The organism is Paraflavitalea pollutisoli, from assembly GCF_029360705.1.
GTDB classification, from domain to species: domain Bacteria; phylum Bacteroidota; class Bacteroidia; order Chitinophagales; family Chitinophagaceae; genus Paraflavitalea; species Paraflavitalea pollutisoli.
This window is the reverse complement of record NZ_JARKMX010000001.1, coordinates 560,545-586,895: the sequence shown is the minus strand read 5'-3', so window position 1 is coordinate 586,895 and position 26,351 is coordinate 560,545. Positions and strand designations below refer to the sequence as shown.

Here is a 26,351-nt window from a genome sequence, read left to right as displayed (position 1 = left end):
GCAATTATGCCATCGAGAGGTTATACGCCATCAGACCGGTTTATGCCGGGCTTGTCCCGCAGCCGTTTGCCCGTTAGTTTCCTACACGACCTTCTTCGTCTGTTGTTCGGTTTTGCCGTGATTTGGTCTTTGCTTTACCGAAACTATAGTTCACCGACAACGCCAGCCGCTGTACGTATACACGGTGGTAAAAACGATTGTTGATGATCTCCTCTCTCCTGAACCGCAAATGTGGTATATAGGTATTGAAGAGATCATAGAAATTCAGTTTCGTATTCAAGGTGCCCTTCAGCCAGCTTTTCTGTACACCCAGGTCCAGTGCTCCTATTGGTTTGATATAATAAAGACTGTTACCTGTCCAGGATTTATACCGCCAGGAAGCATCTACTGTCCACCCTTGCGGCAAGGTAAAGACCTGGCTACCGTTGATGACGAAGTCGAACACGGGGTTGGCAAATAACTGTCCGAAATAAGGCATCAGGTCTTTGCTGTAATAGACGCCACCATTGTACATCGACTTCCACCATTTGGTAACCGCCATGGTGTAGGCCACTTCGATATTGGCAAAATCATTGTGCGGCAGGTTGGTGCCCAGGTACAACAGATCATTGGTCACCGGATCATATTCGGGATAACGCGTCATACGGTCTTTTTCCCGGCCTGCAACAGCCGATATACGCCAATCCTTATTGGTGTACGTAAAGGCCAACTGTGTCGTCACAGAGGCTTGCAGATAGGGATTGCCTACCCAGTAGTTACGTGGACTATAATAGAAACGGAAGGGATTCAGCAACTCTACCGTCGGGCGGGTGACCCGCCGGGTGAAAGCCAACCCGATGGTCTCTTTGGACCGTATGGTGTAGTTGATGCTGGCACTGGGTAGCCAGGTCAAATAATTGCGTTTCCTCATCTCGCGGGTGGTCACGGCGTTGGCATTGGTGGCCGTATGTTCGGTACGCAGACTTAGTTTGTAACTAAGCTGTTTGCCCGTCGCGCCATACGATAAATAGGCTGCACTGATGTATTCGTCATACAGGAACCGATTGGTACGCCCACCATCGGGAACAAACGTGTTGTCTTTAGTGAGTGTATCATACCGCAGGTCATTGCTGGTGGTGATATGGGCAAATTTACTGCCGGCTTCTACGGTTCCTTTGCCGAATGGCACGGCATAGTCGAATTGCACTGTTCGTAACCTGATGTCATTCTGCATCGCTGTTTTCCAGTACCCGGTAAGCGCCCCCGAGAAACCATTGAAGTGCCGGAGATCCTCGTGCTGCCCGTTGCGTATCTCGCTGAAGGCACCGAAGACATTGAGCCGATGTTTACCGAGCACTGCATCATAACTAATATTGACCGAGTTGTTGCGCTGTGTCGGATCGGCCGTGGTGAAGCTTTGGGAAGCGCTGAGCAAGGTTTCGCGCCGGGGATCGGAAAACTCCAGCGTGTTATCGCTGTACCGATCCCGTTTTGCCTGCCATGATTTGAAGGTAATGCCCAATACCTGGTCTTTATGGAGGTGGTAATCGATACTGGCCAGCAGGTTGAGGTTATCCTGTTTGGTACGGGTGTCGGTCAGGGTAGCCATCAATTGTTTACTGGCCAGGTGCTGCAGCGCTTCATAGCGATAGGCGTCGCTGCCGTTGATATAACCCAGGCGTATGCCATAGACCAGTTTGGGCGTTGCCAGTGAAATGTTAAGGCTGTTATCCGCCAGGAAGTATTTGTTTTGGCGCAAGAGCGTGCTGAGGTTACCTTTCCAGCCTAATCCCTGTTTCTTCAATCGTACATCGATGATGCCTTTGTATTGACCATCGTACCGGGCAGACGGGTTGGCAATGATCTCGATCGATTCGATCTGGTCGGGGGTGAGGGCCGATAACCAGGCCAGTTGTTCCTCTGCACCCATGGTAGATGGCTTGCCATCGACAAATAACGTAGGCGGGTTTCTGCCCTGCAGCAGCATGGTACCATCGCCGTTTACGGTAAGGCCCGGAACTTTGGACAATATATCCAGGGCATTCATGGAGGACTTGTACAATACGTTGCCGGCCACCTGCATCACCATCTTGTCGTCGCGGTACTGGATGGCCCTGCGTTCACCGCTTACTACTACCGCCTGCAGCGTGTTGTGGTCGGGCTCGAGCGACAGGAGACCGACAGCTATTTCCTCCGCCCCGGCGCTTACCTCGAGGCGATGGAATTGTCGTTTGTACCCAACGGCCGTAAACTGCAGGACATACTTGCCCGCAGGAATGTTTTTTAACAGAAAACCGCCCGTCGAATCCGAGCGGTCATTCATCACGATTACAGAATCCGGCAGTGCCCGGAGGATAATACTTACCACGGGTATGCCGGCGCGGCTGTTGCTATCAATCAATTTACCGGAAACAGTTAGCTGCGCCCCGGCCATCAGAGAAAGGAGTACACAAAGAAGGCTCCATAAAACAGGTCTGACCATACAATACATTTAGCCGTTGCCGATTGGGCAACGACCAAAAGTAGCCGGGAGGCCAACTGGTGGGGTCCGGTACTATTAATCCGGAGGTTCGGAATTATAGATCCGTACACGACATTAAATTAACCACCTACTAATAAGTCGATTATATAGTATCCATTTTCTCCAGACCTTCCTTGTACAAAGCCGGCGTAGTAGCCATGACCTTGCGGAAAGCGGTGTAAAAAGTGGACTTAGAATTGAAGCCAACCTCGTATCCGATGGCTTCCAGCGAAAAAGGATGGTTGCCGGCGATCATCGCGCAGGCTTTTTTAATACGGTATTCGTTGATGTAGAAAGTAAAGTTCTTGCCCAGGTTATCATTCAATACCTGTGAAAGCTGGTGGCTCGACACGGCAACGGATGCGGCCAGCTCGGCCAGGGTGAGATCGGTATTTTTATACAGTTCCTGTTCTACCATGAGCTGATCCAAGCGGGCTAACAGCGCCTTCGCTTCCCCCTCCTCCACCTTTTTATTGGCGTATTTGGGCGGTGGGGGTGCCTGAACGGTAACAGGTTCTTTCTTTTTATACATGACCCATAAGGCCACTGCATAGAGCACAAACGTGAAGATGAGGGAGCCGCTTAGGTAAAGCTGGCATTGCCGACCCACGAGACTAAGAAAAAAGGTCGTAAAAATGACCACATTGGCCAATACGATCGTCAGCAGCCACTTTTCCTGCTTTTGCAGGCCCAGTTTTTTCCAGACTGCCCTTTTCACCGACTTGACCATGACAGGCCAAAGCTTCACGAGGGTCGCCACGACATACACCAGCCAAACCGTATAGATGGCGCGGATAATGTACGTGCCCCAGAATTCGGGATATACAGGGTAGGGCGCAAAGCCTCCTACCAGTACGATGGCTGCCAACAACAGGCCGATCTGCCATTTCCAGGACCGGGGAATTTCCGTGATCTGCTCCATCGCAGAACGGGTGTAGAAGTACAGGGCCGGACCGATGAACAAACAGGCAGACAATCCCAGTTGTAGGTATATTTTTGCCAGGTCCGGGTTGAAGAAAACAAATACCGACTTACCGATCCGAATGCTGAGTGCCAGGAGCAGGCTTCCCAGAAACAGGTCGGACAGCTGTTTCTTGCGGGACCGGATAATCAGCCAGATCCCGAAAACAATACCATTGAATGCCCCCAGGCATCCGAAAAAGAAAAGGATATACTTGCTGTCTGTCATGCGCTTATAGAGCGTTTTAGATTCCACCCGACTGCCTTTACCGGCATAGCCCACTGGTCGTACTAAGATACCGGTGTGGCTTATGGGTAAAGGTAGGATTTTGTGGTACCTGACACCAGCCACTGGTCCATTTGTTCCGATTTTTACAATGCGCAACGCAGTGCCTCGTTTAATTTTGGGGTTGTACAGCTGGCAATGCGTAATTTTAAAGAAGCGTGGTCTGTACGCAAAAACATCAGTATATGTTCTACCAGGAGTACCAACCGGGGCCGCCACTGAGACAGTACGTAAAATGCTATTATTTGTACGAATCCGATTCGGCAGTGGCATTTGATGATACGGTATTGCCCAGTGGACATATGGAGATCATTTTTAACCTGGGCGACGGCCAATGGCAAACAGCCCCCGACAGCGATTTCCTCACGCACCCGGCGATTGAGCTATGGGGGCAGATCGTGCGGCCGTTGCCGGTACGCTCCATCGGCCGGAACAGTATGCTGGGCATCCGCCTCTTTCCACAGGCAGCTCCATTCTTCCTGAGCGACAAGGCTGACCTTTTTACCAACCAGGTGGTAGACTATAGCCAGGCAGCGGATCACGCCGTAAGACAACTCCATCAGCGATTATTGGATACAACTGTCCGGCAGCAACGCATCCAACTCGTAGAAGATTATTTGCGGGCACGGCTTACCCGGTTCGAGCGGAAGTTCAATAAATTATCGATCGTCAACGATGTCATGCGGGAGATCGGCAGCAGGGATTTCTTCGACAACCTCGATAATGTGGCTGCACGCTATGGCATTACCGCACGTTATCTCCAAAAACTCTTTCTCCAGTATACCGGGCTTACGCCAAAATTATACAGCAAGATCAACCGGTTTCAGCACAGTTTGCGGCTGGTGAACGAGCAGCGATTCTCCCTCACTTCCATCGCCTACGACTGTGGGTATTTTGACCAATCCCATTTCATTCGGGAATTCAAGTCGTTTACCGGCTACGCTCCTTCTCTATATCCCAACGGCATGTCGCCGATCACCCAGGCGCTTTCGGGGCTCAATTGATTCCCTGATGGGGAATTAATCCCATTATGGCTAACCCGGCACAATAGCTGCCCGGTTAATGTCATTATTCCAATTTTAGGAACAATATAACATTCGCGGAATCCGTTACCCAGTACTAATACTCCGTCGGCAGCAGTTGGCGGGACCATAATCCTCTATTCCATGATAAAAACTGTACCCCCGTTTTTTTTATCGTCGCTATCCGGTAGTAAAGTAAGGTCATTGGTTACCATGGCTTCACTGTTTGCAGTTTGTGCCACCAGCGCTCACTATGCTACCTTCTCCGGAAAACCTCCGGCAGATAAAAGAGCAGGAGCCGTCAGTAGTCATAATGGCACACAAAGGAATTCGACAGCCTCGGAAGACCTGGCCATCACCGAATTGGTGCCCGAATACAAAACCTTCAACAGGTTATGGTCGGGAGAGAACAAGATCTTCGTGACGGTTACCAACAACGGCTCTGGTGATAAAACGGATATCGCCGTTGCCCTGACGATTGCAGGGGCCAATGCAGAAAGTCTGACGGAAACGATCGCCTCGCTGCCGGCGGGCGAATCTACTACCCTCACTTTTCTTGGCTCAGTAACCAATTCCGGTTCGCAGCAAATCGAAGCCGCATTGCCGTTTGATGCCAATGACGAGGATCATAGCAACGACAGTAAGCAGTCGGCCCAGGAGATCAGCTGTAACAAATATGGTTTTACAGGCACCGAGCCCATCACTACCGGTTTTGGATTCGGTTCCGGCACGGGTATCGTCAGTGCCCGGTATACTGCCCCCACTATTCCTGTATATATAAAAGGCGTGACGGTACACCTGTCGGATGACCCCACCAATGTTGGCAAGTCAATTACCGGTGTGTTGCTCGACGAAGTCGGTAATATCATTGCCGACTCCGAACCTTTTTATGCAAGCAGCGGTGATCTGAACAACGAGGTTACCCTGACCTTTTACCAACCAGTACTGCCTGAAGCTGGTGCCGTATTCTTTGCCGGCGTGCGAATGGATGAAGCTGATCAATCGCCGGTAGGCGTGGCTGATCCCGCGATCACGCCTGCCAATCGTTATTTTACATTTGCTGCCGAAGGCGGTGCTGCTACGCACTATACCACCCTGGGGAGCCTGAAGATCGGTATCTTGGCAGGGCCCGGAGCCGAATTGCAGCGGTCGGAAGAAGGTGAAATAGTAGCAGGCACCCCTGTAACCTTTACCGCAACGGAAGGGTTCGAAACATATACTTTCATGATCAATGGAGTAGCGGCACAGAGTGGACCGGAAAACGTTTATACCTATCACCCGGCCAACAATGACAATGTATATGTAGAGGTGCACAACAATGGTTGTATATCCGACCCCATTGGCAATTTTGTGATGGCGGTTAAAGGTATCAACCCTGTCGGCAATATTATTTATGTAAACAAGCAAAATTTCAATTCCGGTGATGGCGGCACCTGGGCTACGTCTGTTCGGGAACTTGCCGACGCCCTGCGTTATGCCAAGCTACGGGAAGCAGATTGGACCAGCGAACATCCATTACAGATCTGGGTAGCCGGAGGCACGTACAAACCCTTGTATAGCCCCGCCGACAACCTGTTTGGTATTGCCGACGGCTCTTACAATTCTTTCTTACTGGTGAAGAACGTTCAGGTGTATGGTGGTTTTGCCGGCACGGAAAGCAGCCTTGCAGAACGCAATCGGTCTTTAACCATCAACAAGTCAATCCTGAGTGGTGATTTCAACGACAACGATGTTATCAGCGGTACCGGTGCCGATCTTACGATCAATAACACCATCGACAATGCTTGTCACATCGTGGTGGCGTCCGGAGATGTAGGTAGCGCTTTGCTGGATGGGTTTACCATTACAGGTAGCGGAGGCAACAGCGAAGTGCTCGAAGACATTATAGTAAATGGTGAATATGTTACCAGGCTGGGTGGCGGTGGTATCCACAACTATATGTCTTCTCCTGCCTATAGCAACCTCATTATTTATGGCAACCGGAGCATGTTCTACGGAGGCGGCATTTATAACGATCAGTCTTCACCGGTCTTTACCAATTTGCTGGTCTATAACAATTTTACCGACTTCCAGGGTGGAGGTATAGCCAATACCAACATGTCGCAACCTGTATTGACGAACCTCACGATCACCGGAAACTTCGCAGGAGTAGAAGCAGGTGGCTATATCAATATCAACTCCAACCCGCTGATCCGTAACACGATCGTTTCGGGCAACAGCTCCCCCATCTATGATGACAACAGCTATCCGGTAGTATTGTACAGCCTGATCGAGGGCATGCCGGAAGATGTTGACAATGGTAATATCGATGGTGCGCTCGACCCAGGGTTCACCAATCCCGCAGCTGGCAACTATACACTCAAGCCTGGCAGCATCACCATCAACACCGGCAGTTTCTTCTACTATATGTCTGGACAATCACCCGATCTTACTCATATTACCACCGACCTGGCGGGCAAGCCGCGTATCGGTGGCAGTACACCAGATCTTGGTGCCTTCGAGACCAACAGCAAAGACCAGGTTATCACAGCAGAAGATATTACACTTACTTATGGTGATGGTGATACCACCCTGACAGCCACTGCCAGCTCAGGCTTACCGATCACCTATACCCTGAACAACTATGATGTGGCAGACCTCTACCAGGACCCGATCGATGAGCACAAATGGCATATCAGGCCCAAAAAGGCCGGTGCAGTGACCATCACAGCCAGCCAGCCTGGTGACGACACCTACGATGCGGCTCCCAGTGTAGACATCCAATTGCTGATCAACCGCAAAGAACTGACGGTGACAGCAGACAACAAGACCATGGCTTTCGGAGAACCTATACCCGAGTTCACGATCAGCTACGAAGGTTTTGTATTGAATGAAAATGTATCGAGTATTACAAAACCGACTATTAAAACAACTGCAACAACTGCCAGTGTACCGGGCGACTACCCAATCATACTCCAGGGAGGCGATGCAGCAAACTACGAAATGAAGCTCGTACATGGCCTGTTGACCATTGAAGGGGCCACCATCCACATCCAGCATCAACCGGAAGAACAAACGGTTTGTGCAGGTACCGCGACCAGCTTTGTTACGGAGGCCAATACAACCATCCAAATACCGGTAGGCTACCAATGGCAGCAAAGCTCCGACAGCAGCAACTGGACCAACATCTCTGGCGCTACGCAAGCACAGTTGTCGACCACGGCAGACCATGACGTTTATTACCGATGTGCCTTGACAGCTCCCGGCCGTATTACGCACACCCAGGTTGTCAAGTTGCGGGTGAAGCCTGTAGAGAAACCAGTGATCGATCTGCCTAATATCCTGTGCCTGTCTGATGGTCGGGTTAAACTAACCGCCAATTTACCAGGCGGCGTATTCTCCGGACCCGGCGTGTATGGAAATACCTGGTTTATCGATACCCTGAAGCCTAGCCTTCAATCTGTTCAGTACACCTACGTAAATCCCAACGGTTGCTCCGTGACGACCAGTAAAGCCGTCAACCTCTCGCTTTGCGGAGAGAAGACACTTGTCACGTCAGCCAAAGCCAACCCGAACCCCACTACGGGCCGCGTAACCGTGAAGATCTTATTGACCGACAATACCAAACAGAACGTCGTGGTCACAAACAGTTTTGGCCAGGTCGTGCTTCAGCAGTCTGTTCAGTTCCGTAAAGGATGGAACCAGGTTCCTCTCGACCTCAGTCGTTTGGGTGCGGGCTTGTACTTTATCTCGATAAATGGTTACGGACAAAGCACACCATCTGTTATATCGGTCCTGAAGCAGTAACAACCACTTCATTCGACATTCCCAGCAAGCAATGATATACTCAAAGCTACCCACGAGGGTAGCTTTTTTCTTGGGTAGCTATCATGGACTTCCCGATAACGGGTTACCTTTTGGTGGATGGCAGAATCAATATTAACCGCTAACCTTTATCTCTGTATGAGGAAACTACTCAAGTACACCGGATATACCCTGCTAACATTCGTAGCCCTGGTATTGCTATACCTGGGAGCAGCCTGGGCCTTGTCGCGTATCCTGGTGAAAGGGATCGCCGCTACGGGCACAACCGTGGATATCTATTTGAAAACGAATGGTGTTCACACGGATGTAGTAGTACCGGTAAGAAGTAGTCAAAAAGACTGGAGCCTGGAGTTCCCTTATAGCAATACCCGTCAGGGAGATTCGTCATACAAATATATCGGGATTGGCTGGGGCGATAAAGGCTTTTACCTGGAGACACCTACCTGGTCGGACCTCAAAGCACGGACTGCTTTCAATGCAGCCTTCGGTCTGGGTAGCGCGGCCATACATGCTACCTATTACCAGGAACTACAGGAGAACGAACGCTGCGTAAAACTTAGCATTGGCCAGGATCAATATGAAAAACTCATCGCTTTCATAGAACAATCTCTGCAAAAGGATAGCACGGGAAAGACGATCATGATCGGTGCCGATGCCCGGTACGGTAAGCACGATGCCTTTTACGAGGCAGGTGGAAGCTATAGTCTTTTTCATACCTGCAATACCTGGACTAATAATGCGCTGAAGGCGGCGGATCAAAACGCCTGCTTGTGGACGCCATTTGATAAGGGCATCTTCTATCATTACAAGCAAAAGCCCTCCGTTAACGACCAGTTAACCACCCATTAACGATTGGATAAACATAATTACATTGCTTAAGATCAGGAAACTTCTGATTTTTGCATGCTCGTGGAATTGGTTTTCCGAAACATTCTTTCACGACCTTTATCAAGCAAGCAATGAGAACCGTGTTATTTTTGATATGCCTGTGTTCACTCCTGTTGAAGGGGTCCCAGTATGTATATACAGGCATACACCATTACTCGGTGGGTTATTATGCCGCTCAGCAAGCTGATAAAAGAAACCAGGTCAAGCAGGCTGGCCACAGCCACGATCTGGCGCAATACAGGGATATAGACCTCGTTTATGAGGAAGGCCTTGTTTGCGAGGATGCAGAAGATGAGGAAGCCGGCAATGCCTACAGCCAACTGAGCCGCACGGCCTTATGGGTGGCCCGGGGCAATCCTCCGCCCTCTCATATTTCCGGCCTTCATTACCTGAGCAGTTACGCCAACAACCTGCTGCCCTTCTGCAGCCGCCTACCCGATATTTATCTTACACAAAGAGTTTTGCGGATCTGACCGATTGCATCGGCCATTCAGTTGCTTTCAGCAACCGGACCAGGTGCCCATTCTCCATAGCCAGGCAAGGCTAACAATATCGCCAAAACCCATTTAAGTCATACAGGAGTTGAACCCTCCTTGCATTTTATCGTTTCAATTGCACAATCAGTCATGAAAAAAATAGTTGTAGCGGCGAGCCTCCTCGTCGTGTTGTATCAGACAAGCTGCACCACAAGGGCAGAAGAAAAAGAAGAAGTCAGCAAGTTTTCCGTTACCAGCCCCGTACAGGTAGACACAGCGTTTACGAAAGAATATGTGTCGCAGATACGGTCTATCAAGAACATTGAAATACGTGCGCAGGAAAAAGGCTTTCTTGAAAATATATTTGTTGACGAAGGCCAGTATGTACGGGCAGGACAGGTTTTATTCAAGATCATGCCCAAGGTATATGAAGCCGAGTTGTTGAAGGCAGAAGCAGAAGCAAGGGCTGCCGACATTGAGTTACAAAACACGACCTCTCTCGTTGAAAAGAACATTGTTTCCAAGAATGAACAGGCTGTTGCTCAGGCAAAATTAGACCAGGCCAAGGCTGAAATGGCATTGGCCAAATTACACCTGTCGTTTACCGAGATCAGAGCCCCGTTTGACGGTATCATTGACCGCATTCCTAAAAGACTGGGAAGCCTGATCGATGAAGGTGAACTGTTGACCAGCCTATCGGACAACAGCCAGATGTTTGCTTACTTCAACGTGTCTGAACCAGAATACCTCGATTACCAAACCAACACCAAGAGCCATAACAATACCAAGGTCAACCTGCTGTTGGCCAACAATACCGTATTGCCTTACGAAGGCAAGGTGGAACTTATTGAAGGTGAGTTTGACAATGAAACCGGCAACATTGCCTTCCGGGCAAAGTTTCCCAATCCCGACAAGCTGCTGAAACATGGCGAAACAGGCAAGGTATTGATGACCATCCCCATGAAGAACGCACTGATCATTCCCCAAAAAGCAACTTACGAAATACAGGATAAGAAGTATGTGTTCGTCGTGGACAAAGACAACACCGTCAAGTCACGGCTGATCACCATTGCCGGCGACCTGCCCGACCTGTATGTAGTAGCCAGTGGCATCGAGGCTACCGACAAAATACTCCTCGAAGGAGTACAGAAAGTAAAAGACAACGACAAGATCAATTTTGAATTTCACGACCCACACGAAGTGATTGCCCATTTGAGATTGAAAGCTGAATAGATAAATCCTAATAGCGTAGCAATGTTTAATAAGTTTATACAGCGACCGGTGCTGTCTATAGTGATATCCCTCATCATCGTATTCCTGGGCATATTGTCCATCACACAGTTACCCGTAACACAGTTTCCCTCTATTTCACCGCCCAAGGTAAACGTGGTGGCCGAATATCCCGGAGCGAATGGCGAGTTGATGATCAAATCGGTAGTTATTCCCCTGGAAAGAGCCATCAATGGCGTACCAGGGATGAAATACATGGCATCAGATGCCGGTAACGATGGAGAAGCTACCATCCAGGTAGTATTCAACCTCGGCACCGACCCCAACGTAGCATCTCTCAACGTACAGAACAGGGTGGCTTCCGTAGTCAACAAACTACCACCACTCGTCGTACGGGAAGGGGTAAAGATCACCCGCGAAGAGTCGAACATGTTGATGTACATCAACCTGTATAGCGACGATCCCAATACCGACCAGAAGTTCCTGTTCAACTTCGCCGACATCAATATCCTTTCCGAGTTGAAACGGGTGGATGGCGTAGGTTATGCCGATATCCTGGGTAATCGTGAGTATGCCATGCGGATCTGGCTCAAGCCCGACCGTATGCTGGCCTACAAGATCTCTGCCGAGGAAGTGATGAAGGCATTGAGTGACCAGAGCCTGGAAGCATCACCCGGCAAAACGGGCGAAAGCTCGGGTAAACGGTCACAGTCTTTCGAGTATGTATTGAAATACTCAGGACGTTTTACCACCAAAGAGCAATATGAAAATGTCGTACTTCGCTCCAATCCCAATGGCGAACTGCTTCGCCTGAAGGATGTGGCAGAGGTTGAGTTTGGCAGTTCTATGTACGATATCTACTCCAACCTGAATGGCAAACCGTCTGCGGCGATCGTATTGAAGCAATCGTACGGAAGTAATGCCAGCCAGGTAATCAAGAACGTGAAGGCCAAGATGAAAGAGATTCAGGCCAACTCGTTCCCGAAAGGTATGGAGTACGAGATCAGCTATGACGTATCGAAGTTCCTCGATGCTTCGATCGAGAAAGTGGTGCACACGTTGGTGGAGGCCTTCATCCTGGTAGGTATTGTGGTATTCCTGTTCCTTGGTGACTGGCGTTCTACCCTGATCCCGGCCATGGCTGTGCCGGTGTCATTGATCGGCACCTTCCTCTTCATGCAGTTCTTCGGCATCACGCTCAACCTCATCACCCTGTTTGCGCTGGTACTGGCCATCGGTGTGGTGGTGGATGATGCGATCGTGGTGATCGAAGCGGTGCACGCCAAGATGGAGGAAGAACACCTGTCCGCCTTCAAAGCCACGAAGAAAGCCATGCACGAGATTGCCGGTGCCATCATCGCCATCACCTTTATCATGGCAGCAGTGTTTATCCCAGTGGCTTTCATGTCGGGACCGGTGGGTATCTTCTACCGCCAATTCTCCATCACCATGGCCACTGCGATCATTCTTTCCGGTGTCGTGGCGCTGACCCTGACACCCGCGCTTTGCGCTATGATATTGAAGAACATGCATGGTAAAAAGAAAAAGAAATCACCGGTAGATAAATTCATCGACGGGTTCAACAATTCTTTCAACCGTGCTTCCAATAAGTATACGAGCATACTCGGGAAGATCGTCAACCGACGCCTGGTTACCTTCCTCATGTTGGGCGCCTTCTGTGCGGGCATCTATTTCCTGAATGGCAAAGTGCCTTCCGGTTTTATCCCGAACGAGGACCAGGGCATGTTCTACGCCATCATTCAAACGCCTCCCGGGTCTTCGCTGGAAAGGACCAACGAGATCGCAGAAAGATTACAAAAGATCTGTGAGGAAGTGGATGGCGTATCTTCTGTTTCATCACTGGCGGGATACGAGATCCTGACGGAAGGTACCGGCGCCAACTCAGGTACCTGTTTGATCAACCTAAAACCCTGGGAAGAGCGGAAACATTCCGTAACGGAGATCATCGAGGAACTGGAAAAGAAATCGAAGGATATCGCCGGTGCCAACATCGAATTCTTCCAACCACCAGCCGTACCTGGTTATGGCGCCGCGGGAGGTTTCGAATTGCGGTTGCTGGACAAAGCCGGTTCGGGCGATTACAAGAAAATGGAAACGGTGAGTAATGACTTTGTGAAAGAACTCAGCAAACGCAAGGAGCTTTCTTCCGTCTTCAGTTTCTACAGCGCCAGCTTCCCGCAATACATGCTGAAGGTCGACAATGATATAGCCCAGCAAAAAGGGGTAAGCATCGACAATGCGATGAACACCCTTTCTACGCTGTTGGGTAGTAACTATGAGATCAGCTTTATTAAGTTTGGCCGGCAGTATAAGGTGATTGTACAGGCAGCGCCCCAATACCGCGCACTGCCCGACGACATCCTGAAACTCTACGTGAAGAATGACAAAGAGGAAATGGTGCCCTTCTCAGCCTTTATGAAGATGGAGAAGGTATATGGTCTATCGGAAATTACGCGTCACAATATGTATACCGCGTCGGAAATCAGCGGTGCTGCGGCGCCGGGATACAGTAGTGGTACGGCCATCAAAGTGATCAACGAGGTAGCACAGAAAACGCTGCCACGCGGTTACGGTATCGACTGGGCTGGTATCTCCAAAGACGAAGTGGCGCAAGGCAACCAGGCGGTGTATATCTTCCTGATCTGTCTAGGGTTCGTATACCTGATCCTCGCTGCCCAATACGAAAGCTTCATTCTGCCATTGTCGGTGATCCTATCACTGCCGGCAGGCATCTTCGGCGCCTTCCTGTTATTGAAGTTAACCGGACTGGAGAACAATATCTACGCCCAGGTAGCCATGGTCATGCTGATTGGTCTGTTGGGTAAAAATGCCGTACTGATCGTCGAGTTTGCCGTGCAGAAACACCGGTCAGGGTCTACGGTACTGGAAGCAGCCATGGAAGGTGCGAAGGTGCGTTTCCGCCCCATCCTGATGACTTCCTTTGCCTTTATCGCTGGTCTGATCCCATTGGTCTTTGCCTCCGGTCCCGGTAAGATCGGCAACAGAACAATTGGTACAGCCGCCTTAGGAGGTATGTTGTTCGGTACCATTTTCGGGGTATTGATCATACCTGGTCTTTACTACATATTTGGTAAGATCGCGGCGAGAAGAAGATTCATAAAGGAAGAAGAAGAAAATCCGTTAACTGAAGAAATCGATCACAATGTTTAACAGCAGGATATACCCCGTCCTGGTTGCTGCAGGCTTTTTTCTGGCTGTTGCCAGCTGCAAGGCTCCGGCAGTAACCATACGGGAAGCGAATAAAACAGTGCCCACTGCTTTCGACAATAAGCAGGACACGACCAATACAGCGGCCATCGACTGGCGCAACTATTTCACCGACAAGAATCTTTTGAAGTTGATCGACACTGCCCTGAAAAATAACCAGGAGTTGATGATCACCTTGCAGGAGATCGAGATCGCTCGTAATGATATTCGCATGCGGCAACAGCCCCTGCTCCCCACCGTGGGAGCGCGGGCTGGCGTGGGCGTGGAAAAGGTAGGCCGCTATACCAGCCAGGGTGCCGGTGACGCCTCTACAGAGATCACTCCTGGCAAGGAAGTGCCCGACCCACTCACCGACTTTACAGCAGCGGTATTTGCCAACTGGGAAGTAGACATCTGGAAAAAGCTGCGCAATGCCAAGCAAGCAGCCATTACCCGTTATCTCTCTACAGTGGAAGGCAAAAACTTTGTATTGACCAACCTGGTAGCAGAGGTGGCCAATTCTTATTATGAGTTGCTCGCCCTCGATAACCAATTAGCGATCGTAAAGCAGAATATCGCGTTACAGCAGAATGCCCTGGGTATAGTTAAGATACAGAAAGAAGCCGCGCGGGCTACAGAATTAGCGGTACAGAAGTTTGAAGCGGAAGTGTTGAAATCACAAAGCCTCGAGTATGATATCCTGCAGAAGGTCAAGGAAACGGAAAACAGGATAAACTTTCTGCTTGGTCGCTTCCCGCAGCCCATCGAACGGGAGCAGGGCAGCTTATTGGACGTATTACCTGCAGTTGTCAATACAGGCATTCCCTCCCAGCTACTCGCCAATCGTCCCGACATCCGACAGGCTGAGCTGGAATTGGTGGCGGCCAAATTGGATGTAAAAGTTGCCCGTGCCGAGTTTTATCCATCTGTTGGTATTACAGCAGCATTGGGTTTGCAAGCCTTTAAGCCCTCCTATTTTTTCCGGCTGCCGGAATCATTGCTCTATAACCTGGCTGGCGATCTGGCAGGTCCGTTGATCAACAAGAATGCGATCAAGGCCGAATTCTATACAGCTAATGCCAAACAGGTGCAGGCGATGTACAACTACGAACGTAGTATTCTCAATGCCTACGTGGAAGTAGCTACACAGCTATCCAATATTGGCAACCTGGAAAAGAGCTATGACCTGAAGACCAAACAGGTCAATGCGCTGACACGGTCAATCGACATTTCGAACGACCTGTTCAAAAATGCGCGGGCCGATTACTTAGAAGTATTGCTGACCCAGCGGGATGCGCTCGAAGCGAAGCTTGAATTGATTGAAACAAAGAAACAACAACTGAATGCTGTAGTGAATATCTACAGGAATCTCGGTGGCGGTTGGAAATAATAAGTGTCTATCCAGTAGTAAAAGCCGGCCACTGCGTCGGCTTTTTTTATACCTGTCTACTTCAGCGGTGTATTTGTCCACCTCGCTGGTATTCACAGCTGCCGGTTGCTTGCTCCGCAGCAACTTTGTGTCATCAATCAATATTAAAACGCAATACCATGACACAAAAAACAGTTAAAGCAATTTATTGGGCAGGTGTATCTTTGACTTCACTTTGGTTCGGTTCCAGCGGCTTTTTCGAGCTCACCCGTAACCCTATCGTTTGGGATATTACCGTGCAACTCGGTTATCCTACCCACTTCATCTACCTGCTGGGTGTAGCCAAATTATCGGGCATCGCTGTGCTGCTCACTCCCAACAAGTTCCTGCGCTTGAAAGAGTGGGTGTTTGCCGGCATCTTCTTCGACATTACTTTCGCCTTTTTCTCTAAGATAAGTGTACTGGGCTTTGCTTCCACGATAGACGCCATCATCGCCTTTGCCATGGTGGCTACCACTTATGCGATGTTCAGAAAACTCTATCCCGCCACTTACCAGGGAGATGCCTCATCCGCTGCTTCCCTGGCCTTGGCATCTACCAGGAAACCAGTATAAGCGCTCAACCATTAACAAATAGATACAGCCTGAGATCAGCTCTCAGGCTTTTTTGTGTGCGGTATGCTAAGTGGCCACCCAGGCGGAAATCAACGTAGCCTTCATAGAGCGAACTACAATTGATAAATACATTACTGTTAAGAAAACAGGAAGCTGGTTAAAACTCGTACCATACATCGTACAGGCAGTTTCATTTACTGCAGAATGCCCAAAAGCAAAGCGAGCGTGCCAATCAAATTGACACGCTCGCTTTGCTATTGACGATCATCTGCTTCTTAACCGATGGCTATGCGGCTGGCGGCTGTTGCATCTCCGGCGCCTGCCTGTTGCACCAATCCGATCACTTCCCACTCTGTCGTATTGAATCCAGCAGGCAGGGATATCATGACCTGACCTGTCGCGGCCGACTTAAGATCGTAGGTTCGGAAATCCCGTACAATCTGAGCATGTGGCAAAGTACGTCCAGCGTTCTCGCCACGCTCTACTTTGCTGATGGCATGCTTCTGCACAAACGCGATCAAAAGCCGGCTGCGTTGTGTTTTACCTGTCACCTCATAACTTACTGCCAACTTACTGCCGTCCACATGTCCTGTAGCCTGCAAGTTGGCGATGGCAGGCCTGCTCAATGCTTTTGCGACTTCTGCTTTCACAGCGGATTCATCCGACCCGACCATTTCAGCATTTCCATTCACCACCAGCTGTGGGGTATATACCTGGGCACCGAGGTGTTGACCGTAAGCATATTGTCTCTCCGAATACCGGTGATCGCTGAATATGTCTTTCCAACCCTGACGATCCCAATAGTCAACATGATAGGCCAAAACATATACGGGTTTTCCGGCAGACTCCTTAGCTATCCGTTCCAGTAACGCATCCGCCGGAGGACAACTGGAACAACCTTCCGACGTAAACAATTCAAGTACCGCAAATCCGCTGTCCGACACTGCCGGTGCAGGCTCGGCTATCTCTGCGTTTCTGGCAACGACTACACCCGCTGCGAGCGTGAGCACCAAACTGGCTCCGATCGCCACTAATTTTACGTATTTCATTTCTTTTGATTTTTATTGAATCCAAAATTACCAGTGGCTGGCAGGGTAGATAAGCAAAAAGGCGCCGAAGCAGACAACTTCGACGCCCAAAGCGGAATATATAGCCGGGAAGATCAGCGCTCTTCCATCCAGCTTAAAAAGCTATGTGACTTCTCTTTATTGACGAGTAATTTATCGGCAGTTTCGATCGTCAGGCGCACATACAATTTACGCAGAAAGTAAGGCTCTACTTCTTTGATCGCCTTAAAATTAATCAGGTACTGCCTGTTGAGCCTGAAAAACTGCTTGGGAGATACGGCGTTGGTTACCTGGTCGAGGGACTGGTTGATAACATATTGCTGTTTGTCAAAACAAACGATCCAGGTTGCATCATGGCGGATGCAGAAGTAAGCAATGTCCTCTACCTGTATGGTCTTATACTTCTGGTTCATGAATACGAGAAAGCTGGTCTTACCCGTACTCGCAGGCGCACCCAGCTTCGACAAAAGATCACCCAGATCGGGCATTACCTTTTGCTGAAAGAAGTTCTTCAACTCGTCGACCTTTCGGAGTGCCTCTTGTATATCTGTCTTCGAAAACGGCTTCAGCACATAGTCCACGCCATTGTTTTTGAATGCCTCCAGAGAATATTCGTCGTAAGCGGTACAGAATACCACGGGACAGGTGATCTTCACCGCCTTGAATATTTCAAAGCTCAATCCGTCTGCCAGCTGGATATCCATAAACAACAGATCGGGTTGAGGCCCGTTCGACAAGGCTTCCACAGCACTTACAATGCTCTGGTACTGGCCAACGATCTTCGCACCAGGCCTGCTGTCAAGAATGATCTTTTCCAGCGATTTGGCGGTCTTCAACTCGTCTTCAATGATGATGATATTCATAGATCAGTGGCAGTTTTATTTGAAAAAGTTGATCATTCTGAACAATACCGATGTGTTTTTGCAGGAGATGATGATAACGCAAATCGATGTTATTAAGTCCCACACCCAATGACTCGATGTTCTCCCCCGACTTCAATTGAACCTGGTTTTCCACGACCAGGACACCCTCTTCCTCATAAATTCGAATATGCAACGGCTTCGCCAGGGATACTACATTGTGTTTGATACAGTTTTCGACCAATAGTTGCAACGTAAACGGCGGCATCAACGATTGGAGGGTCTTGTTGCTGATGGTGCTATTGAAAGTAAACCCGTCATCGAACCGGGCTTTTTGCAGGTACAGGTAAGCATTGAGTATCTCCATTTCTTCGTGCACATGGATCAGGTCGAGCTTACGACTTTCCAGGGTGAAGCGATAGAAGTTGGAAAGCTTGATGATAAAGTCGCCCGCTGCTTCATCACCACTATCGACCATGGCCTTTAAGGTGTTGAGGCTATTAAAGAGGAAATGCGGGTTGACCTGCTGTTTCAGCAATTCATACTGCGCGCTTAGGTTATCATTCTTGATCTGCTCCAGCTCTATATTTACCTGCTGGTTCTCGTAATTTTGTTGCAGCAGGTGAAGGAACATATAGAAAACCAGGTTGATCAGAATGCCACGCACTTCGACCATCAACATCGTAGGGCCAAAATTGATGTGCGACAAAATGAGTTGCTGGATATACGCTAGCGCCAGCATCACCACCAAACCAACACCCAGACTGCTGATCAGCCTGCTGTAGGAAATTCGCTGAGTACGGGGTTTATCGGTTTGGCGGTTCAGCATGTAGATGTTAAAATACCACATTACCACTGCGAAGGAAGCTGTAATGGCAGCATTGACGATCGCTTCTGCCGCATTGAATTGATGCGAAGCCAGCTGTGGCACAGACGATAACAAGCCCAGCACGAGGGAGCTGATCCAGATCGTAGCGTGTGATATCTTAAATCCAGGTTTCTTTTTCATTCGTTTGCGGAAATTTTTCACCTGCAACAGCAAGCCTTGTAGTCTCAAAATTAGCCATTATTGCTTCATAGATTAATGCTATCCTCTATCTGTATACCGCTATACGGCGACATCGATCCGGACATTGATATTGCCCCGTGTTGCCTTGGAATATGGACAGGTTTGGTGCGCGGCCTCTACCAGTTCCTTTGCCTGCTCTACCGTCAAACCCGGGAGGTGAACCTGCAGCCTGGCTTGCAGACGGAATCCCGCATCTCCTGTTGCAAGATCGACCTCCGCTTCCACATGCGTATTGCCGGGTACTACAACACCTAGTTTGGGCGCATTGAGACGCATAGCCCCAATAAAACATGCCGACCAGCCTGCGGCAAAGAGTTGCTCCGGATTGGTGCCTTTTCCAGGCCCACCGGGTGTGGAGAGACTGATATTAAGATGTCCATCTTCACTAACCGCTGCGCCTTCCCGGCCACCGGTAATGGTCACTTTGCCTGTATATAATACCTTGCTGACTGATCCCTGAGTAGCTGTGGCTGTAATTGCATTGTACGATTCCATGATTCTGATTTTTAAGTTTGCTTTTGTGCCATTTGGCAGGTCAAAAGTAGCAGGAGATCTACACGGCGGGAATGGTTATACCGGCGGATCAGACAAACTAAACCGTCAAATGGACAATGCGGGTGCCCAGTCTATTTCGCTTCCAGCAGGCGCTGTTTCATGATGCGGGCCCGATGTTGTTTACCCCAGGTAATCATTTCCAGGATGATATCACCAAAAGAACGGCAGTAATCGGTTGCCGTATACTGAACTTGTGTGGGGCTATTGGGGTCTTCCGTTCTTTTGATCAGCTGGTTGACCTCCATTTCCTTTAATTCACGCGACAGCATCCTGGTGGTAATACCGGGAATACTGCGTTCGATCTCCCGGAACCGGTGGTTACCATTACAGATCGCATTGATGATGGGCAAGCGCCATTTACCGCCAATCACATAGATCGTATCCTGTAGCGCCTGAACTTCCGTCTTCTGACTGCGCGGGTTGGATAGTGCATCCGCGACGAGTTTGAGTCTTTTGCTATTGTCCATTTGGTATCACGTGTTATACTGGTTACAAAGTTATACCAATCTACGGATACCTTTGAGCTGTTAAAAAAACAAATAGTCATGGATACATTAAAAGGTAAAGTCGCCGTAGTAACCGGCGGAAACAGCGGAATCGGATATGCAACAGCAGCCGTTCTTCAACAACAGGGAGCCACCGTTATCATAACCGGGCGGCGCAAAGAGGCGATCGATCAGGCAGCTTCCACACTTGGGGTAACCGGCCTCGTGGCAGACCAGGGTAAAGTAGCCGCCATCGAAGAACTGGCCACGAGTGTTGAAAAACAGTTTGGCAAGATAGATATTCTCTTCGTCAATGCAGGGGTACTGGGTGGGGCAGATATAGAACATGCCACCGAATCGGCGTTTGACGAAGTAATGGACATCAACTTTAAAGGCGCCTATTTTACACTTAGTCGGTTCATACCGATACTTCGTGATGGTGCGTCTGTCGTGTTTCTGTCATCAAACACAGCCAGCATGCATGCCGCGAATACCTCGATCTATTCCTCCAGTAAAGCTGCGTTGAACAGTGTGATGAAGATCGCCGCCGTGGAATTGGCGCCGCGTAAGATCAGGGTCAATGCCGTTAGTCCTGGCCCGATCGAGACCCCGATCTTGTCTAAGATCGGCATGGATGAAGCCCAATTGAAACGATTGAAGGACAATATTACCGATCGTGTCCCTCTACGGCAATTTGGTGATCCAAATGATGTAGGCAGGATGGTGGCCCATCTTTCGGGTGATCAGTCGTCCTTTATTACCGGCGCAGAGTTCATCATGGATGGCGGCATGAGCTTGCGGTACAACTAGTTACAACACAATGTATAAAAATGGGCCCCTGGCCCATTTTTATTGTTACGCTTAGCCTGACAGACGTTATATTAGTAGGGTCATTTACGACCATGGAACATTACTACGAAACGCTTTTCAGCTATATTGAACAGACCATCGAATTGCCCGAACACGACCGGGCGCAATGCCGCGATAGTTTCAAGCCATTATGGTTTGCAAAAGATACTATGTTGGAGGTAGCAGGCAAGATACCCTTGCACCACAACTTTATCGTATCGGGTCATATGCGCAAATTCTACGTCAACGACAAGGGAGAGGAGGTCACTGTAGATCTGAACAACGGGCCGCGGTTCTTTACCTCCTACTATGCTTTTGTGAAACAAACCAGTTCCGAAGAGTTTCTGCAGTGTCTGACGGATTGCGAGCTGCTGCGCATTACCAAAGACGATGCCGATAGAACCGCGAAGACTAGCTATACCCAAAAGGATTATACCATCCGGCTGTTCCATCAGATCATGGAGGAAGATAAACAGCGAATGGACGACCTGGCCAACCTTTCGGCCGATCAGCGCTACTTGAAGCTGGTGCGGAATAGTCCCAATATTATACGGCATGTACCACTCAAATACATAGCCTCCTTCCTGGGCATCAAGGCAGAAAGCCTGAGTAGGATCAGGCGGGAGATCAGTTCTTAACAAATGTTAAGTGGTTTTCATGGCGAGGTCGCTAACTTTAGCCACCCCTTTTTATTAGCCATGAAACAAGCACCTACCACAGTAACCTCCAGGCTGTTCCGCAGCATTGTCCGGTTTTGGTTTGTCGTTACCTTCCTCAGTCAGTTGGTCTTTGCCTATTACGTGCTGATGGTTTACTGGCGATCCATTGCAGCCAGAAACTGGGAACATTGGAATACCGTCAACTCCCATTTCTTCGTGCGCAGCGACCGTACTGGTAACCTGGTTTTTGCCCTGCATGTTTTCTTTGCAGCAATTGTTACGCTCCTGGGACCACTGCAATTGGTACCGCAGATCAGGAGCCGTGCCCCGCGTATACACAGATGGTGTGGCAGGGTTTACATTTCTACGGCCATACTGATGGGTTTATCGGGCCTGTACCTTACCTGGGTACGCAGCGCTATTGGCGGGCTGCAAATGTCTATCGCGATCACCTTCAATGCCCTGATTATCCTTACCACGGCTTTTTTTGCCATCCGTTATGCACGAGCCCGAAATTTCAAACTGCACCAGCAATGGGCCGTGCATCTATTTGTCGCCATGAGTGGCGTATGGATGTTCCGGGTGTTCTTCATGTTGTGGATGGTTATTCACCAGGCGCCTGTAGGATTTGACCCCGACACGTTTACCGGACCTTTCCTGACTGCACTGGCAATAGGCGTCTATATTTTTCCGCAGGCCATCGTAGCCTGGTATTTCAGTGCCAGGCAAACATACATCCGTTGGATAACATGGGGTTTTACGCTGTTCTTGCTGCTAACTACCCTTGGCATCTTCGTGGGTACAATAGGCGCCACCCTGGGCATGTGGTTACCGAGAATTTAGTAAAAGCTAATGACTGCGGGCATACTCAATCGCTTTGCCGAGCATATAATCCCTACTTTGTACCAGCGCATCCTGCGTAAGCATGATGGGAACATCGATCTTTACCCCCCTTCCCTGGACGAAGCTATTTTGCACACCTGTAACCCCTACCCCGGTATAGCTAACTTCTATACCGCCTGGAAGTGAAAACCAGGTAATATTGCCCGTAGTACCGGCAGTTTGCCGCCCCATGGTAGTGGTGTTGGGCCTTAATTGTAACAGGGAGCTAACCGACTCGGACAGACTTTGGGTATGTTCATCGACCAATAGGATCAAGGGCCATTTGTATACCTCGACCGTTTTCCCACCTGGTGTAAAATGATAAGGGCTTTTGATAAACGTACCCGGATATTGATCAGAGGCATTACGCTCTTGCGTGACCACCATTCTATCGGGGTACAGGTATTGCCCCAGTTGCGTGGTTACCTGGTAACTGGGATAGTCTCGCATATCCCAGATCACGCTCTTTGCCTGCCGGATATCCTGAAACAGCCGTTGCAACGTATCAGCCTTGCGAATAGCACAGAACCGCACATACCAAATACCTTTTTCAACCTCTTGCCACTGCGGTTTCTCATGGGTTCTTGGAATATTCTTATACACTTCCCAGCTGTTCAATGCCACCTGTCGGGTCGTGACTAGCCCGTCTCTTTTAAAGCCTACCTGCAACACGGTATCGCCGGTTTTCAACAGCGAGCCCGCAATATTCCGGTGAAGGGAAAGTTTATTGGTGCCCGTGGTCGTAGCCAGTAGCTCTTTTACCCGCTCCCCGACAGGCTTCCCGCTGACCGAGACGATCTCATCCCCTATTTGATAGCCATATTTTACAGACATGCTGTCGTCACAGTCACCGATAAGGTATTTACCCTCTATGTAATCGATGCGGAAAGGATAGAAATAATACATTTCTCCGGGCAGTTGAATAAATGAATGTGAATCGGGCAACTCATGTATCAGCTTCCGGACGGCGTGTTGATAGGCGCCAGCGCTACCTGCCTGTGAAAAATCGTCGATATAGTCAGGCAGTAGGTTGTTCCAGTAGGAGATTCTATGTGGATAGAAATAAGCGATGGTATTCCAATAACGGAAGAGGGCGAGCAAACGCATGGATCGGTCGGGGAAGGCAGGCGTAGCATGGTCATCCTCCATATGAATAATATGATCATAATTGATCCCGCGATAAGTACGGGTAATATAGCGGCTCGTATCTGGCTGGTGGTAGTCATAAAGGCGTTTAAATTCGGAGACAAGTGGAACGGGAATTTTAAAGGCATCAATATCTTTTGTTGTAAAGACCCTGTCGAGTGAGTCGGCAGCCCAGTTGACTGGCGTGGAGGCTAATTGGGCAACCGGTAGTGAACGGTACCAGCTTTCCAGGAGCATCCCGGCTTCTTTTACGGAGGCAGCTTGTTCAATCAAAGGGATCATGCGGACCAATTCTTTGTCCCAATCGGGTTGGCCTTTCGCAGCCGAAGGATGGTAGTACTTCAGGAATCCCCATACTTTGCCAAGCGTTGCCAGGTTGGCAACCTGGGTTTTGTTTTGGGCCACGGCGCCATTAGCAACTAGGGCAATCAGCATCAGCCAGACTAATTTTTTCATGTGTCAATTTGAACACAAATTTGTCTCCCCTTTTGGTCTCTTTACCCGCTTATTAGCCCAACACGGCAATCTGCGGGTCATACAAATACCATTACATTGGGCGGGCAAAACTGCAAATTGGGCGAAATAAGTCACCGGAAACATGGAATCCATGTTTAATTTGTGTCATGTTCGAGCGCTTCAATAGCTGGAGTTATAGCAGTAAGTCGAGGTTGGTGGAAATACTTTACCTGTTTATTCTGTCGGTGATCGTCCCATTCTCCATGGGTTGGCAGATATTCGACAAGCTTTCGTTCATCCTGAGTCTCGTATTGCTGAGCATACTGGAAACCCCCTCTATCATGCTATTCTACCGGTGGCTGCTTCCTCGCACCCTATTCAGTAATCGGGTGGGGTGGTTCCTCGCCAGCCTTCCTGCATACATCGTGATCTATGAACTCAATATCCGGGCAGCCTACCTGCTGGAGATCAATCTGCCCATTATCCCGGCTAAATACCAATCCAACCTAGCCTCCGTCAATCCCTGGGGATGGAGCGGCCGGTTGATCCAAAATATGGGGTATACTGTATTGATCATGTTGACGGCGGTGGGAGTAGTTTTCTTTCGGGAACTATTCAAACGTCAGCACCTGTTAGATCAGTTGCAAACCGAGAAACTACGGCTGGAGCTCGATCAGCTGAAGTCTCAAATACAACCTCACTTCTTTTTCAATACGTTGAACAACCTATACTCGCTCAGCTTACAGGGTTCCCCGAAGACATCTGTTTCCATTGCTAACCTTTCCGGCATCATGCGTTATGTACTGTATGAAGCGCGGGATGAGAAGGTATTGCTGGCAAAAGAGATCGCCTTTTTACACAGCTATCTGGAGCTGGAACGTATCCGGCACAACGACGAGAACCTGATCCTGTTTGGCGTGCAGGGTAATCCCGCCAGTATATTGATAGAACCCTTATTGTTCCTGCCGCTGATCGAAAATTGCTTTAAGCATTCCCTGCAATACAAGATACCAGGCAACCAGGTACAGGTATTCATGACCGTCGATGACGAGGAGATCACCTTTCAAACGTCGAACCTGATAGCGCCCAGGGAAGAGGTACCCGCCAGGGAAGGAGGCATAGGATTGTACAATGTGCGAAAGCGCCTGGAGTTATTATACCCCAGTCGCCACCAGCTGCTGGTGAGCGAGGAGGATTCAAGATTTATCGTTACTTTAAGCGTTCAACTAAAGCCGGCTACATGATCAGGTGCCTTATCATCGACGACGAACCGTTGGCGCGCCAGCTGATGGAATCACATATACGGCAGGTAAAAAACCTGCAGCTGGTAGGCACCTGCGAAACGGCGATCGAGGCGTTTGAGTGGTTGCACCGGGAACAAGTCGATCTGTTATTCCTGGACATTCAAATGCCGGGTATCACGGGACTTAATTTCCTGAAATCACTCAAAAGTCCGCCGAAAGTGATCTTCACAACGGCTTATATGGAGTATGCTGTAGAGGCCTTCGAGCTGGAAGCGGTAGATTATTTGCTGAAGCCGATTACTTTCGAACGGTTTATCAAAGCGATCCAAAAGATCAACCCACCCCGTGAGCAACCAACCGCAACTCCACCTTCAATGCCCGACGAAGCGATCTTCATCAAGGTCAATAAACGGCTGGTACGTATTGCCTACCCAGACATTTACTATATCGAAGGTTCTGGCGATTATATCAAAGTGGTCACTGCTGCTGTAACCCATACCTCTTACCATTCGCTGAATAAGATCGAAGAGCTGTTACCGGAACAACGCTTCCTGCGCATCCACAAATCTTATATCATCAATTTGCAGCATATTCAGTTTATTGAAGGCAACCTGTTGCGCATACTGGATAAGGAACTGCCGGTAGGTGTCACTTACAAAGATGCCCTGTTCAGGAAGCTTGGCCATGAATAGGCAACCGTAG

General features: G+C 49.3%; 21 protein-coding genes. 13 read left to right on the top strand and 8 right to left on the bottom strand.

Annotation, left to right across the window (positions count from 1 at the left end; translation table 11 throughout):
* Positions 1-73: 73 nt before the first annotated feature.
* Positions 74-2,461, bottom strand: a complete 2,388-nt coding sequence (locus tag P2W70_RS02485) for a TonB-dependent receptor (protein ID WP_276479842.1) — start codon at positions 2,459-2,461, stop codon at positions 74-76.
* 142 nt (positions 2,462-2,603) lie between these two features.
* Complete coding sequence (locus P2W70_RS02480; RefSeq protein WP_276479841.1) at positions 2,604-3,689, bottom strand: helix-turn-helix domain-containing protein; 1,086 nt, start codon at positions 3,687-3,689, stop codon at positions 2,604-2,606.
* A 242-nt stretch (positions 3,690-3,931) separates the two neighbouring features.
* Here P2W70_RS02480 and P2W70_RS02475 point away from each other — a divergent pair, with 242 nt between their 5' ends.
* The 8 genes from P2W70_RS02475 (at position 3,932) to P2W70_RS02440 (ending at position 16,377) form a co-directional block, all read left to right on the top strand.
* Positions 3,932-4,750, top strand: a complete 819-nt coding sequence (locus P2W70_RS02475; protein ID WP_338119784.1) for a DUF6597 domain-containing transcriptional factor — start codon at positions 3,932-3,934, stop codon at positions 4,748-4,750.
* A gap of 231 nt (positions 4,751-4,981) precedes the next feature.
* Positions 4,982-8,554: an MBG domain-containing protein gene (locus P2W70_RS02470; RefSeq protein WP_276479839.1), complete on the top strand. Its 3,573-nt coding sequence runs from the start codon at positions 4,982-4,984 to the stop codon at positions 8,552-8,554.
* A gap of 156 nt (positions 8,555-8,710) precedes the next feature.
* Complete coding sequence (locus P2W70_RS02465; protein WP_276479838.1) at positions 8,711-9,421, top strand: TIGR02117 family protein; 711 nt, start codon at positions 8,711-8,713, stop codon at positions 9,419-9,421.
* A gap of 110 nt (positions 9,422-9,531) precedes the next feature.
* Positions 9,532-9,933 (top strand): hypothetical protein, encoded by a 402-nt coding sequence (locus tag P2W70_RS02460; protein ID WP_276479837.1) that lies wholly within the window; start codon positions 9,532-9,534, stop codon positions 9,931-9,933.
* 153 nt (positions 9,934-10,086) lie between these two features.
* Positions 10,087-11,169 carry an efflux RND transporter periplasmic adaptor subunit gene (locus tag P2W70_RS02455; protein ID WP_276479836.1) on the top strand — a complete coding sequence of 361 codons (1,083 nt, stop codon included), beginning with the start codon at positions 10,087-10,089 and terminating at the stop codon, positions 11,167-11,169.
* Positions 11,170-11,190: 21 nt separating this feature from the next.
* Positions 11,191-14,358 (top strand): efflux RND transporter permease subunit, encoded by a 3,168-nt coding sequence (locus P2W70_RS02450; RefSeq protein ID WP_276479835.1) that lies wholly within the window; start codon positions 11,191-11,193, stop codon positions 14,356-14,358.
* Positions 14,351-15,784, top strand: a complete 1,434-nt coding sequence (locus P2W70_RS02445; protein ID WP_276479834.1) for a TolC family protein — start codon at positions 14,351-14,353, stop codon at positions 15,782-15,784. The genes P2W70_RS02450 and P2W70_RS02445 overlap by 8 nt, the downstream gene beginning before the upstream one ends.
* A gap of 158 nt (positions 15,785-15,942) precedes the next feature.
* A complete protein-coding gene (locus P2W70_RS02440; RefSeq protein ID WP_276479833.1) occupies positions 15,943-16,377 on the top strand; it encodes a DoxX family protein in 435 nt (144 codons plus the stop codon).
* Between the two features lie 275 nt (positions 16,378-16,652).
* Here P2W70_RS02440 and P2W70_RS02435 read toward each other — a convergent pair whose 3' ends face one another.
* From P2W70_RS02435 to P2W70_RS02415, 5 genes are all read right to left on the bottom strand, one after another.
* Entirely contained in the window at positions 16,653-17,426 is a 774-nt protein-coding gene (locus P2W70_RS02435; RefSeq protein ID WP_276479832.1) for a DUF1223 domain-containing protein, read from the bottom strand.
* Between the two features lie 113 nt (positions 17,427-17,539).
* Positions 17,540-18,307 carry a LytR/AlgR family response regulator transcription factor gene (locus P2W70_RS02430; protein ID WP_276479831.1) on the bottom strand — a complete coding sequence of 256 codons (768 nt, stop codon included), beginning with the start codon at positions 18,305-18,307 and terminating at the stop codon, positions 17,540-17,542.
* Positions 18,288-19,313, bottom strand: coding sequence for a sensor histidine kinase (locus P2W70_RS02425; protein ID WP_276479830.1), 1,026 nt, complete (start codon positions 19,311-19,313; stop codon positions 18,288-18,290). Before P2W70_RS02425 ends, P2W70_RS02430 begins: the two co-directional genes overlap by 20 nt.
* 99 nt (positions 19,314-19,412) lie before the next feature.
* Entirely contained in the window at positions 19,413-19,868 is a 456-nt protein-coding gene (locus P2W70_RS02420; RefSeq protein WP_276479829.1) for an organic hydroperoxide resistance protein, read from the bottom strand.
* 131 nt (positions 19,869-19,999) lie between these two features.
* Entirely contained in the window at positions 20,000-20,395 is a 396-nt protein-coding gene (locus tag P2W70_RS02415) for a winged helix-turn-helix transcriptional regulator (protein WP_276479828.1), read from the bottom strand.
* A 78-nt stretch (positions 20,396-20,473) separates the two neighbouring features.
* On the opposite strand from P2W70_RS02415, the gene P2W70_RS02410 reads away from it, so the two are divergent.
* The 3 genes from P2W70_RS02410 (at position 20,474) to P2W70_RS02400 (ending at position 22,764) form a co-directional block, all read left to right on the top strand.
* A complete protein-coding gene (locus P2W70_RS02410; protein ID WP_276479827.1) occupies positions 20,474-21,223 on the top strand; it encodes an SDR family oxidoreductase in 750 nt (249 codons plus the stop codon).
* 92 nt (positions 21,224-21,315) lie between these two features.
* A complete protein-coding gene (locus P2W70_RS02405) occupies positions 21,316-21,900 on the top strand; it encodes a Crp/Fnr family transcriptional regulator (RefSeq protein ID WP_276479826.1) in 585 nt (194 codons plus the stop codon).
* A 60-nt stretch (positions 21,901-21,960) separates the two neighbouring features.
* A complete protein-coding gene (locus P2W70_RS02400; RefSeq protein ID WP_276479825.1) occupies positions 21,961-22,764 on the top strand; it encodes a DUF2306 domain-containing protein in 804 nt (267 codons plus the stop codon).
* 6 nt (positions 22,765-22,770) lie between these two features.
* Here P2W70_RS02400 and P2W70_RS02395 read toward each other — a convergent pair whose 3' ends face one another.
* A complete protein-coding gene (locus tag P2W70_RS02395) occupies positions 22,771-24,405 on the bottom strand; it encodes a S41 family peptidase (RefSeq protein ID WP_276479824.1) in 1,635 nt (544 codons plus the stop codon).
* A 167-nt stretch (positions 24,406-24,572) separates the two neighbouring features.
* Between P2W70_RS02395 and P2W70_RS02390 the strand changes: the two genes are divergently transcribed.
* Complete coding sequence (locus tag P2W70_RS02390; RefSeq protein WP_276479823.1) at positions 24,573-25,649, top strand: sensor histidine kinase; 1,077 nt, start codon at positions 24,573-24,575, stop codon at positions 25,647-25,649.
* Positions 25,646-26,341 carry a LytR/AlgR family response regulator transcription factor gene (locus P2W70_RS02385; protein ID WP_276479822.1) on the top strand — a complete coding sequence of 232 codons (696 nt, stop codon included), beginning with the start codon at positions 25,646-25,648 and terminating at the stop codon, positions 26,339-26,341. Before P2W70_RS02390 ends, P2W70_RS02385 begins: the two co-directional genes overlap by 4 nt.
* The last annotated feature ends 10 nt before the right edge of the window (positions 26,342-26,351 follow it).